The following is an 11488-nucleotide window of genomic DNA, read 5'->3' on the forward strand; positions in this document are numbered from 1 at the left end:
TCACCGACAAACGACTTCGGCCGACCAGAGCCTGCGGAGGCGAGCAATGGCGATTCGCATTGGAACACCTAAGGAAGACCCTCTCAATGGAACGGACTTCTCCGACATCCTCAACGGCTTGGCCGGCAACGACACGCTGTACGGAGGACCCGGAGACGACATGCTGAATGGCGGAGCAGGCATCGACACGGCTGATTTTTCATTTGACCCCGCCGTGACGGTGGATCTCGGTCGCAATATCGCCTTTGGCCAAGGGTCGGATCGTCTCTTCGGGATCGAGATTGTCGTCGGCTCATTGTACGATGACAGGCTGACGGGCGATCGCAAGGCCAACAACCTGTCCGGTGGATATGGCAATGATCGTCTGATGGGTGCCGGCGGAGATGATTTCCTGAACGGCAATGTCGGCGACGATACCGTGATCGGCGGGACGGGCAACGATACCGTCGCGGGATCGGGCGGCAATGATCACCTGTATGGCTCGGCCGGCAATGACCGGCTCGATGGCGGGGACGGGCGCAACACGCTGGAAGGCGGGAACGGCAACGACACCTTGGGCAGCGCTCGCGGAACCGACTGGATGATCGGCGGCGGAGGGGCGGACACGTTCAGCTTCGGGCCATCCTCGTCGGGAACGACCTCCGCGCTGGTCAGCACGATCGCCGACTGGAGCGTGTCGGCTGACCGGATCGACCTCGGCGTCGACGGAACGGCTTCGAACTATGGTGAGGCCGCTACCGGCGCGACGACGATCGAAGCTGCCCTTCTCGATGCGCAGAGCGTCTTTGCCAGCGGGACGATCACGCATGCGTTTCTCTACAACAGCGTCGCGAACACGGGCTATATCTTCTCGGACCAGGATGAGGACGGCACATTCGAGATCGGCATTGTCATTGCCAATGCGGGGACGGCGGCAGCCATGAACTACTGGAACATCGTCTAGGTGCACTTCTTCATCTGCCGCAGGCCTTCGATGGTTGGCTGAGGACTTGTTCGGTTCGGATGGTCGCGCCCGGATCATGCGGGCGCGACTGTGATCGATCTCAAGTCGACCGATGCAACGCTGCCGGCGGATTTCAAGCTCGAGCGACGTTCGTTAGGCTGCTCCGCTCAACCTGCCTTTCGTTTGGACAAAATGAGCGCCAAGGGATTGGGCTTGGCTTCACCGACTCGCTGGAGCGTGTTCCGGTCCTGATGGGCAAAAGGCATGTCCCGGCCATGCACCAGCAACTCGGTATCGGTCACGTAGCTCCAGCTCCCGTCCGGATGAAAGGTGATCGTGATCCGGTAGTGGTCGGTGCGGAACGCCTGCTCCAGAAAGGTTGTCGAGCAGATGCCATAGTCGGTCTGCCCACGGGTTGCCGTCACGACGATCTCGTCGGCGTCGGGGCTTGCCTGGCCAGCCGCGATGGCGACCTGGCCGCGCGGGATGGCGATGGTCTGCATGACGAGGCCGCTGGCCGGCTCCCAGAGCCAGTAGCCGACCTGATCGTGAAAGGTGATGTCCTCCTCCTCGGTCGTGATGTGGATGTGGTAGCGCAGGCCGTAGAGCAGTTGCGGCCCGTTTGTCTGCGGGTCGATCGCCTGAAAATCGATGGTCTCGATGAACACGCGCCGCTCCGGGCCTTCCGCCTTGGGGTTGAGATCCACACCCTTGCGTGCGCGCCAGCGCCCCGCCAGTCGCCGCAGGGGACCCAGATTATTGAGCGTTTCCGGATCGACGTTGCTGGGTTCGGTGAAGACGTCCGTGAGGGTGGCCATAGGCAGAGGCGTCATGACAAAACCTTTCTGTCGATAGGGGAGGGTCAAGAGGAAGCAGGACATCGGCGCGTCCGGGGAGGCCTCGGCGCCGGGAGGCGGCGCCTGCCGCCGCCATCGCCCATTCGTTGTATTGCCATGGACGTCGGATCGACCATCTCCGGTGCATGTCCCTGAAACAAGCCCTGTGGCTATCTCTTGCGTGTCTTGCAACTGTCTTCATCGCTCGCAGGACGTTTGCGAGCGACCCATCGCGAGGAGCCCTGTGGCGCGTGGTGGAGACATGCGTTGCCGCCAAGCGGGCGCTCAATGTTTCTCTGCCCTGCGTCCAAGTCAACTTGGGGCAGCACGGATCCCCGGGGACCGTCGTTCTCAGGCCTCCATGGAAAGAGACACATACCCTCGTTGTTCCGACCACACGTTTGGTCGGGATTGAGGCCCCGGCCCTGCAGCAGCCGGAAGCGGCGGCCTACTGGCAGGCGGCTCTCGCAGCGCGACGCTTCGTCGTCGAGGCTGCCAAAGGGCGCGTCCACGTCGAGGATGTCGCGCTGGCTGTCAACTCCAGGGGCAGTCGCACGCAAGATCAACTTCATATTCATGCCGATTGTGCACGGCCGGAGGTTCTCGCGGCGCTTCGCCTGCACGATGCGGAGCTCGGGAGCGCCTGGAAGCCGCTCGAGTTCCTGGAGTCTCTTGGCTTTCCGCACGACAACCAGCGCTTCTTCGGCATCAAGATCGCCGCGGACGAGATCGGCACGTCGAACATCTTCGAGCGCCTGACGGACCTTCCAGGCTCTCGAAGGGATTTGTCCAGAGTTGGTGTCGCGGTCTTCAGCGCTCCACCGAATGGATCACGGCAGGATTTTTATGTCGTTGCCGCGCCCGGGCGTGACAGCCAGGCGGAGGATCTCCTGGATCATAGCTGTGTGCTGGCGCGAGGTGTTGCGGCCGACGATTCACCAGCGAACGTTCAGCGCTGATGACGGATCCCTGCCGAGGAAACTAGCTTTACTGCGCGGGGCAACACAGCCTGCATCCGCTTCTTCGGGAATGAGAGGACGCACTTCCCCAAGAGCGATACCTCGAAAGATCGGCTAGCCTTGCAGTGGTTTCAGGCTAAACTTCTTCCATTGCGGGTGAAGCAGGCAGCGGCGAGGGTCCACCTCGCGCGGCGACGGGGCAGCACCGTTCCCCCGCTCCATTTTTCCACCTCATCTGTTCGACCACAGCGACGGGTCTCCCGTAATGCTCCGGATGATCGCGAGTGCAGAGCCGCCGGCTCTCCCGCGGTCCGGGCTCAATCGACATTCGGTCTCCAGGGCTGCATCAGCCACGGGCGAATCTTACCGAGGAGCTCGCGCTTCTGCCCCGATGGTCATAGTCGCGACGGGAATTCGCTCCCCCTTCGAGGCGAAGCGATGTGTGACGGGCCATGTGCTCTTTACAAGCCACGGGGATGATCGGCAGCGCCAACCATATCCTCCCGCCACTTCATTGAGATGAAGTTTTCAGGCATTCGCCTAGAATTAACATATGTTATTATCGATTCAGATGCTGATTTACTTCAGCAGGCCTGAATAATCATGAATAACGTGACTTCAATACCTCTCTTTGAACAGTTGATGAAGTACGACTTTATAGGTGCGGAATTTCCGACCCGTGAGAGCGTTTGCTTATCAAACCAACGGGAGGATCATTCTCAATGACAAGTATTGTCGCGTCAGCGGAGTTAATCGGCTTTGACGGCAGCCGAAGCATCTACCGGGTCGATCTGAGCCAGCTTCCCTTCAGCACCCTTCAGGCCATCTCGCTGGTCGATGACGGCGTCCGGTCCGGCGGCACCGGCGGATCATCGGGGGCCGACATCGACTTCGTGGCGATCTCGGATCTCGTCCCTCCCTCGACCCATGACTTTCAATCCGTCCTCGCCGACAGCAAAGTCCTGGGTGCCGATGTCGTGTTTCATGCCGGCTACCTCGCGCAGTGGGTTCTGGGTGATCTGGGGCCGTGGGACAGCTCGCACCTGTTCGGCACCGTGCCCGGCAACGTCTACGACCCGGCCATCGCCACCCTCGGCCTGGCCGATGGGGACGCCAACGGCAGCAAGGGAACCCTGTCGCTGGGCGAGGCCGGGCAGGTGAGCCTCCTGCTCAACAGCCCCGTGCCGACCGGCGCCGGCAGCCCTGCCCAGCACTACCTGTACTTCGCCGATTACGGCAGCCGCGGCCAGTATGCCGACACGGTCAAGGTCGTCCTGTCCGACGAGCGTGCCGCCCTGCCCTGGTCGGGCGGGCTCACCCTCACGGGCGACGAGCGCAGCGAGACCATCGCCCTGGGCCGCGGCTCCAATGCGCATACCGGCCAGGGCAACGACCTGGTGTCGGGCCTGGGCGGCCACGACACCATCCTGACGGCGGGCGGCGACGACTGGCTGTTCGGCGGCGAGGGCAACGACCGGCTCTCCGGCGAGGCCGGGCGCGACCGGCTCTCGGGCGAGGGCGGGCAGGATTGGCTCTCTGGCGGGGCCGGCAACGACTGGCTGCACGGCGGCGGCGGCGGCGACATCTTCGTGTTCGACACGCGGCTCGGCACGTCCAGGACGGACCGCAAGGTGGCGTTCGACACGATTGCCGACTTCAACGTGAAGGACGACACGATCTGGCTCGACAACGCGGTGTTCAGGAAGCTGGGCAAGGGCTCGGAGCTCAGCCCCGGCCGGCTGAACAAGGCCTATTTCGAGATCGGCAAGGCCGACGACCGGAACGACTACCTGCTCTACGACAAGAAGACCGGCATTCTCTCCTACGACGCCGACGGATCGGGCAGCAAGGCCGCCGTCGAGTTCGCAAAGCTCGGCAAAAACCTCAAGCTCACTCACAAGGATTTCTTCGTGATTTGAAGCGCGGGCCGGAACTGAACGACCTCCCACGGACGTTGGTAGGCGAGAAGCGTCATCGGAGGCACGCGTTATGGATGCGTTCCGCCCTAGCAAGGCGGCCGAGTATCGTCAGCAGGCCGAGAGGATCCGCGCCTTTGCCGAGCAGGTCTCGCTGCTTGAGGCCAAGTTTCATCTGTTTGAGGCGGCCGAGCAGCTGGAGGAGTTGGCAGCGGACGAGGATCGCGGCTAGGTCGCTCGACGTCTGATAGGTGTGCAAGCGGCTCCTATGGACAAGCCGTGACCTGCCTGATGCGTCTGTCCCGTCGTCCGTTGTCAGTGGACGACGGGATCAAGAGGAATGGACGCGAGGATCTGGCCGGATGGGGCGACAATGTCGAGCCGCCAGCCCTGCCAGGACGCACCCAGGTCCAGTGCCGCGTTCCTGATATCCTCGATGGCTCGCCGAGCCATCTCCTCTGCCTTGGCCAGATCTGCGACCTCAACGCCGACTTCATCCGGAACGGTCTCGTCCTCGTTCACCAGATGAAAGTAGCAGCGCATCGGACGTCTCTGGAGCCAAGGCAGCCAGAGGCTGCGCAGTGATGACCTTGACGGTGTCGTTCCTGCAAAGGTCTTGCTCTGGTATCTATAGGCCGGAGAGCCGTCTGCCAATACCGCTACCGGATGATCCCAAGGCCGGGAATAAATGCGGCGGCCTATCCGTTAACGTAACTTGGACGACGTGCTTTGCCCGGATGGTATGGAAGTGGTATCCAAAGACAGGGATTTTTGGGGCGCATATCACGATGAAGGTCAGAATCGCCAGGGGGCTGGCTCCAACAGAGCCGTGGAGTGTTCCTATGGCGGCCGTCCTGGGCTTCCTGGCAGGCATTGGACTTGCCGTTTTCCGGCATTTCAGCCACGGCCACCCAGGGTATCCTCCCGACGCTCTCGTTGCGCATTTCCTGCCCCACTTGGCGGCCACCGTCACGGCCTGCACGTTTCTGTTCGCCCTCACCGCCATCTTTCACAATCGGCTGGCGCCATTTGCCGTGATGGCCCTGCGCCGAGATGCCAATGTCCGGTGTGGCGATTGAGAGGCCAGGCGGGACGCTGCGGATGAGGATACCGAGCGTCGGGGCCAGGCTATGCCGTTTCATCCGGCGGCAGGATGCCGAGACGCCTTTCGGTTCGCGTCACGATCTTGAGACAGGGATAGCTGCGCCTGGGCGGGTCACCCTCCGAGGTGCTGCCGCGCCGGATTGGAGCATCTTTGGAGTCTAAAACACCAAAGATGACCGATGCCCGATGATGATTTCCCTAAAATGGGAAACAGGGACCGACTCGCGCATAATCGGGAAAAGCCATATCAGCATTGGGACATTGCAAGCGTATGATTACATAAAAGTGAGTTCGAAGCCTTTGCTGTCGGATCCGCTCCGGACCTCCCTTCCGGGGGGAGGACAGATTCCCCTTTACAACTTACAAACGTTATAATATCGCAATCCTGAATTGCGGACACGCTAGGTGCGGTTCCGAAGAAATTGAACCCGTTTAGCACCGTCTGGGGGTCCGATGAAAGTGCGGAAAGCGGCATGGGTGCCGCTCGTACTATGGATGGAGATCGCGGCCTCGGCACAGGAAGCGCCTCGAGCAGAGCGCTTCGCCGATTGGGAGGTTGTCTGCTCCTCTGCCCAGGGCTCCTCTGCACCTGTCTCCCAGTCACGGAAGGTCGATTGTCGTGCCGTTCAGCGGCTCACGGTGCAAGGCAGCGATGAGACTGTCTTCGCGGTCACCATCGTTCGCAGCGACCAACAAGCACCGGTCGCCATCGTGTCGATCCCGCTCGGCGGCTACATCGCCCGTGGGATCGAGCTGAGAGTGGATGGCAGGAATCCCTATAAGCTGCTGGTCGAGACCTGCAACGCCGCCGGATGCCATGCCGGCTTTCCGCTGTCCGGTCCTATCCCCAAGGAGTTTCGTTCCGGCAAGCTGGCCAGCTTCCGGCTCTGGACGGCGAAGGACAAGTCTGCCGACGTGACCGTTTCGCTCAAAGGCTTGGCCGACGCTCTGGTTCGCCTGGAGCGGACTTCATGAAGCTGCGCCGCTCTCTTTTTGCGCTCGTCGGCCTCTACGGAGCAAGCCAAGCCTGGGCTCAGGCCGTACCGGACGGCGCGACGCGCACGAGCGCGACGACTGCGGACACGGGCCGGGTCACGGTCAACATTGCTCCGGCGAATTCAAGTGGAATCAGCCACAACACTTACAAAGACTTCTCGGCCCCGAAGCCCGGCCTCGGGCTCAACAATCGCGGCGTCGATGCTTCGACCATCGTCAATGAGGTCACGTCGAGCCGGCGGAGTGTCCTGCACGGTCCGGTCGAGGTTCTCGGGTCCCGCGCCCATGTCGTCATCGCCAATCCGAACGGCATCACGGTCGATGGCGGCAGCTTCATCAACACGGGCGGCGTGGCGTTGTCTGCCGGGCCGATACGATTCGTTGATGCCGGCGCGGGGCGAGTCAACACGGTTCTGGAAACGGGCAAAGGAGACATAACGATCACGGGCGGTGGTCTATCCGGCGCGATGACCACCCTTCAGTTGATTGCCGGGCGGCTGAAAATCGACGGCCCGGTCAAGAATACCAGCGTCAGTCCGAGTGCTGACATTGCGCTGGTAGCTGGACGATCCGAAATTACCCTCGATTCGACGGTCTCTCCTCTGTCCACTCTGCGCCCTCTGGCAACACGCCGTGATCTCGATGATGCGGCCAACGCGATTCTGATCGATATCACGCCGAGCGGTTCGCTCTCGGCAAGCCGCGTCAACATCTCCGTTAATTCGCGCGGGGCTGGTGTGAGCTATGCCGGTCGGGGACATGCCACGATCGGCGATTTCATGATCTCGTCGAACGGCAAGATCACGACGAAGGGAGCAACGATCAAAGCGGAGAAGAGCTTGAAACTGGCAGGACAGGGCATCGAGGTGCTCAATGATCCGAAGCGTCAAAGTACGCTCAGCTCCGTGTCCAAAAGCGTGACGATGCTCGCGAATGCCGGCGACATCACGCTTCTGGGAGCTGTCACAGGTTCTGAGCGCAGTGATGAGGATCCGGATGCATTGGGCGGGGTCACTCTCAAGGCCAAGGGCAACATCAAACTCATCACGGAGGACGCCAAGAGGCTCGCCGTCGCTTTTGCGTCCAAAGATGACCTCTATGTTGAGGCGGGTGGCAATCTCGACAACAACACAGGACGGATTCTCTCCAACGCCAACACGGTTTTGCGGATTGGCGGCACCTTATTCAACCGCATGGCAACGATCGGGGCAGGCGGAGAGACGAACTATGTGACTTACAAGCGCTCGCCCGGGTTCTTCGGTCGGCTGTTCGGCAGGAAGCAACGAGTCCAGACGCATGTCGTCGATTGGAGTGTCCCGCGAGTACCGGGACAACTAGCCTTCATTGCCGGCGAGACCCTGGACGTCAAAGCCGGCCACGTCTTTAACTTCGGTGAGCTCGACGCGCTTGACGGCTCCCTGACCATTGATACCGGCACCCTGATCAATACAGGAGTCTATACCGGCCTTCTGGAATTCACCAAGACGTGCGACTGGCGATGCTCAAGCCATGGTACCAGCACGATCACACCATCGGGCGGAAAGATCAATGCTGCTGGCAGTGCCGAGATCAAGGCAAGTCAGCGGATCGACAATGGCGGCGACATCGTCGCCTACGGCAACCTTTCAGTCATTGCACCAAAGGTGGCGGCTCGTGCCACCTTCATTCCGGATTTTGTAAACCGTCCGGCTGGCCTCTACAACTTCTTCTCCGGCACTGAAGCCCTTGTCTCCCTGTCACCGATCGGCGGATCTTTTCTGGCTCCCGTAGGTCGTGTGACGATCAGCTCCAACAGCCCTGTCCTATCCTATGGTGGAACCATCAACGGCCACGTCGCAACTAAGATCCAGACCGGCATTGAGGAGAGGAAGGCGACCCAGGCTGAGTTCCCGCGCGGGCTGAATCATATCGGCCTGTTGCGACTCTGGTTGGATTAAGTGACACCATGTCCCGTCAGACTGCTCATTCCACGTGGCCCCAAACATCTCGATTTCAGGCTGGCGTCATTCTGGCAGCTGCTGGAGCATGCATGTTGACCAATTCCGTCATTGCAGCCCCAAGCGCTTCTCCCAGGTCGGACGATGTGACGGCGACACCGAGCCCAGATCCCGCAGGCAACACCCTTTCATTTCTCACCCGGAAGATCTCGAAAGCTGGGTCCGCAGGTTGCTCCGAGGTGAGGAAGGTCGAGGTGCGCGGTGTCGTGGATATCGATGGGAACGATCTGCGAGAGAAGCTCGAACCCTTGGCTGTGGCCTGTATCGGCAACAACGAGGTCAAAGCGATCCTGTCCGCGATCAACGAGACCTATGCCGATCAAGGCTATGTGGCGACGCAAGGCTATCTGCCGGAGCAGGATCTGCGTGCCAGCAAGATCCTTGTCATCAACATCATCGCGGGGCGGATCGACAAGGTGCTGTACCGCGAAAATCGCGGGGACGAAGCTCTTGAAGTCGGGGAGCGTTTCAGTAAGGGCTGGACAAAGATCAAAGAGGCCAAGGGACCTTGGAGCTTCGTCACGAGCCTATCGCAATTGGTCGACAAGATCGACGATCCCCTCGATAATTTTCAGCTCCTGCCCGGCGACCTCAGTGCGAAGGCGAAGCTCTGGAACAGCTTCATCACGGATTCCGGAGACGTCGTTCAGATCAATGCCATTCAGCAGGGCGTGGACCAGATCAATCGGGTCGCCTCCAGCAAGGCGCAGGTCAAGCTGGAACCCGGAAGTGCGCCAGCCACCTCAACCGTTGTTGTCGAGAACAACGGCGAGGATTCATTTCGGGTAAATGCCGGCTATGAGCTCAACGGCGCCGACATCAACGGGTCGGGCAACACCATTCCGAGCCGCTTCAAGCTGGATGTTGCCAAAGATAACTTCATCGGAATCAATGACGCCTGGCGTCTGTCCTATGCGGGTGGTCTCGACTCCAACGAGATCCGTGGCGCATTTTCGGTGCCATTCCGGCGCTTTACGCTCTCGTTGGATGCCGTGTATTCCGAATCCTTGAGCGAGGTGACACCAGGGGTCGAGATGTTCACCCAGGACGGGACGGTCACGGCGGCCTTGGGTTATCTTCTCTACCGCAGCCGGGCGCGGCAGATCACCCTGGATAACTCCCTGGCTTGGCGAAACAACGAACGCTTCCTGAATGGTGTCTCACTGACGCCGCAAACTCTTCCTCATGGGCGCATCGGTATCACCGAGACCCGGACGTTTGAGACGCTTCAGCTGAGTTATGGCATCGGCTTCGATCGGGGACTCGCGATCGCGAGCGCTACCGAGGATCCGGCGGATATTGCGCCGTCTGCGCCTCGAGCGCGGTTTGTCAAGATCGATGGGAAAGCCTCCACCTCGAAAGTCTTCGAGACGATTGGCATGTTGCGCATCGATCTCAATGCACAGTGGACAGACCATCCCCTTTATTCCGACGACCAACTGGTGCTCGGCTCGGTTTCCAGCGTGCGCGGCTTCACCAATGGTGCAGTACGTGCCGACCGGGGTGCAATCGTTCGCACGGAATTCGCCCCAGCTTTTTCAATCGCCAATCTGGTCGAAGAGCAGAAGGACGATTGGGTGTTCGCATACGAAACTCTGCAAGGTCTTCAGCCGTATGTTTTCGCAGATTATGGTGCCGGCTACGACATCGCAAATCGCGAAGTTCTTGAACGGGCTGGCATTGGCGTTGGGCTGCGCTATCGACATGGCCGGGTCAATCTCGACGCCAGCATCGGTGAGCCTGTCCACCGCATCGGCGGTCCGAAGACCAGCAATTGGCGGGCGCCGGAAGCCTATCTCACCCTATCCGTCAAACTCTTATGATCCAGGAAACGCCTATGTCTATACGTTTGATTCTTGGCGCCAGCTTGCTGGCTCTTATAAGCTCCGCCGCACTGGCGCAGTCTAAGCCGCCGGCAGCAAAGCCCGCCGACAAGCCTCAGACTGCGCAGCCGGCGCAACCTGCCGCAACGGGCGACTTGATCAAGGACGGGCTTGCAAGCCTCGAAGCCAAAAATTACGAGGCGGCGCTCAAAGCTTTCAATGAAGCCTACAATGCCGGACAGGCAGACGGCGCCTTCTATCTTGGACGCATGCTTGAGCTGGGTGTCGGTTTGGAAGGCGATCCGGAGAAGGCGCGTCTTCTTTATCTTGCGGCCGCTGACAAAGGCAGCGCGAAGGCCATGAACCGTGTTGGCCTCATGTCCTTTCGTGGCGAGGGTATGCTCCAGGATTACAAGACGGCACGCGAGATGATTTGCAAGAGTGCGGATCTCGGCGATGCGGATGCGGAGTTCAACTGCGCCGGTCTGCTGGCGCAGGGTCAGGGTGGTTCCAAGGATATTGCCAAGGCGATGACCTATTACGCCAAGGCGGCAGACCATGGTCATATCGGCGCCATGAATGCGCTGGGGTTTGCCTATCGTGATGGCTCTAACGGCGCGAAAGATCTTGAGAAGGCCCGTGCCTATTTTGAGAAGGCTGCACTCAAGGGCAACCCTGTTGGCTTATACGAGATCGGCATCATGCTTGAGGCCGGCAATCCGATACCGAAAGATCTCGGTAAGGCGCACCTCTACTACAACCTCGCCTCCGCTCGGCAGCACCCGCAAGCCAGCATCGCGCTGCAGCGCGTCTCCGAAGCGCTGTCGCCGGAAGATGTCGAGAAGGCTCAGGCTGCGGCACGCAGCTGGAAAGCAGCTGAATAAATCGTCCTTGTTCAAGACGCAGGAGCGACC

General features: G+C 60.5%; 11 protein-coding genes. 9 read left to right on the forward strand and 2 right to left on the reverse strand.

The features are described from left to right. Nucleotides 1-46 precede the first annotated feature (46 nt). Nucleotides 47-943, forward strand: coding sequence for a calcium-binding protein (locus tag HPT29_RS02140; protein ID WP_173949015.1), 897 nt, complete (start codon nucleotides 47-49; stop codon nucleotides 941-943). A 167-nt stretch (nucleotides 944-1110) separates the two neighbouring features. Here the strand turns inward: HPT29_RS02140 and HPT29_RS02145 are convergent, their stop codons facing one another. Then, nucleotides 1111-1776, reverse strand: a complete 666-nt coding sequence (locus HPT29_RS02145; RefSeq protein WP_173949014.1) for an FABP family protein — start codon at nucleotides 1774-1776, stop codon at nucleotides 1111-1113. Between the two features lie 149 nt (nucleotides 1777-1925). Between HPT29_RS02145 and HPT29_RS02150 the strand changes: the two genes are divergently transcribed. The 3 genes from HPT29_RS02150 to HPT29_RS02165 all read left to right on the forward strand — a co-directional run bounded on the left by HPT29_RS02150 (nucleotide 1926) and on the right by HPT29_RS02165 (nucleotide 4886). Beyond that, the gene (locus HPT29_RS02150) at nucleotides 1926-2738 is read left to right on the forward strand and encodes a CDP-diacylglycerol diphosphatase (RefSeq protein WP_259060427.1); all 813 of its coding nucleotides are present in this window, start codon (nucleotides 1926-1928) and stop codon (nucleotides 2736-2738) included. A 722-nt stretch (nucleotides 2739-3460) separates the two neighbouring features. After that, nucleotides 3461-4657 (forward strand): calcium-binding protein, encoded by a 1197-nt coding sequence (locus HPT29_RS28600; protein ID WP_285892602.1) that lies wholly within the window; start codon nucleotides 3461-3463, stop codon nucleotides 4655-4657. Between the two features lie 70 nt (nucleotides 4658-4727). After that, a complete protein-coding gene (locus HPT29_RS02165) occupies nucleotides 4728-4886 on the forward strand; it encodes a hypothetical protein (RefSeq protein ID WP_173947454.1) in 159 nt (52 codons plus the stop codon). 83 nt (nucleotides 4887-4969) lie between these two features. Here the strand turns inward: HPT29_RS02165 and HPT29_RS02170 are convergent, their stop codons facing one another. Further along, nucleotides 4970-5197, reverse strand: a complete 228-nt coding sequence (locus HPT29_RS02170; protein WP_173947453.1) for a DUF6894 family protein — start codon at nucleotides 5195-5197, stop codon at nucleotides 4970-4972. A 299-nt stretch (nucleotides 5198-5496) separates the two neighbouring features. Between HPT29_RS02170 and HPT29_RS02175 the strand changes: the two genes are divergently transcribed. The 5 genes from HPT29_RS02175 to HPT29_RS02195 all read left to right on the forward strand — a co-directional run bounded on the left by HPT29_RS02175 (nucleotide 5497) and on the right by HPT29_RS02195 (nucleotide 11458). Continuing rightward, the gene (locus HPT29_RS02175) at nucleotides 5497-5733 is read left to right on the forward strand and encodes a hypothetical protein (RefSeq protein ID WP_173947452.1); all 237 of its coding nucleotides are present in this window, start codon (nucleotides 5497-5499) and stop codon (nucleotides 5731-5733) included. 478 nt (nucleotides 5734-6211) lie between these two features. Further along, nucleotides 6212-6733 carry an invasion associated locus B family protein gene (locus HPT29_RS02180; protein ID WP_259060428.1) on the forward strand — a complete coding sequence of 174 codons (522 nt, stop codon included), beginning with the start codon at nucleotides 6212-6214 and terminating at the stop codon, nucleotides 6731-6733. Further along, a complete protein-coding gene (locus HPT29_RS02185; RefSeq protein ID WP_173947450.1) occupies nucleotides 6730-8691 on the forward strand; it encodes a filamentous hemagglutinin N-terminal domain-containing protein in 1962 nt (653 codons plus the stop codon). Before HPT29_RS02180 ends, HPT29_RS02185 begins: the two co-directional genes overlap by 4 nt. A gap of 92 nt (nucleotides 8692-8783) precedes the next feature. Further along, nucleotides 8784-10574: a ShlB/FhaC/HecB family hemolysin secretion/activation protein gene (locus tag HPT29_RS02190; RefSeq protein WP_173947449.1), complete on the forward strand. Its 1791-nt coding sequence runs from the start codon at nucleotides 8784-8786 to the stop codon at nucleotides 10572-10574. A 14-nt stretch (nucleotides 10575-10588) separates the two neighbouring features. After that, on the forward strand, nucleotides 10589-11458 hold the full coding sequence (locus tag HPT29_RS02195; protein ID WP_173947448.1) for a tetratricopeptide repeat protein: 870 nt from the start codon (nucleotides 10589-10591) through the stop codon (nucleotides 11456-11458). The last annotated feature ends 30 nt before the right edge of the window (nucleotides 11459-11488 follow it).

The organism is Microvirga terrae, assembly GCF_013307435.2.
GTDB classification, from domain to species: Bacteria; Pseudomonadota; Alphaproteobacteria; order Rhizobiales; family Beijerinckiaceae; genus Microvirga; species Microvirga terrae.

Coding starts and splice junctions, on each gene's coding strand:
- HPT29_RS02140 (WP_173949015.1), top strand. CDS start 47: ATGGCGATTCGCATTGGAACACCTAAGGAAGACCCTCTCAATGGAACG.
- HPT29_RS02170 (WP_173947453.1), bottom strand. CDS start 5,197: ATGCGCTGCTACTTTCATCTGGTGAACGAGGACGAGACCGTTCCGGAT.
- HPT29_RS02180 (WP_259060428.1), top strand. CDS start 6,212: ATGAAAGTGCGGAAAGCGGCATGGGTGCCGCTCGTACTATGGATGGAG.
- HPT29_RS02150 (WP_259060427.1), top strand. CDS start 1,926: ATGTCCCTGAAACAAGCCCTGTGGCTATCTCTTGCGTGTCTTGCAACT.
- HPT29_RS02185 (WP_173947450.1), top strand. CDS start 6,730: ATGAAGCTGCGCCGCTCTCTTTTTGCGCTCGTCGGCCTCTACGGAGCA.
- HPT29_RS02190 (WP_173947449.1), top strand. CDS start 8,784: ATGTTGACCAATTCCGTCATTGCAGCCCCAAGCGCTTCTCCCAGGTCG.
- HPT29_RS02175 (WP_173947452.1), top strand. CDS start 5,497: ATGGCGGCCGTCCTGGGCTTCCTGGCAGGCATTGGACTTGCCGTTTTC.
- HPT29_RS02195 (WP_173947448.1), top strand. CDS start 10,589: ATGTCTATACGTTTGATTCTTGGCGCCAGCTTGCTGGCTCTTATAAGC.
- HPT29_RS02165 (WP_173947454.1), top strand. CDS start 4,728: ATGGATGCGTTCCGCCCTAGCAAGGCGGCCGAGTATCGTCAGCAGGCC.
- HPT29_RS02145 (WP_173949014.1), bottom strand. CDS start 1,776: ATGACGCCTCTGCCTATGGCCACCCTCACGGACGTCTTCACCGAACCC.
- HPT29_RS28600 (WP_285892602.1), top strand. CDS start 3,461: ATGACAAGTATTGTCGCGTCAGCGGAGTTAATCGGCTTTGACGGCAGC.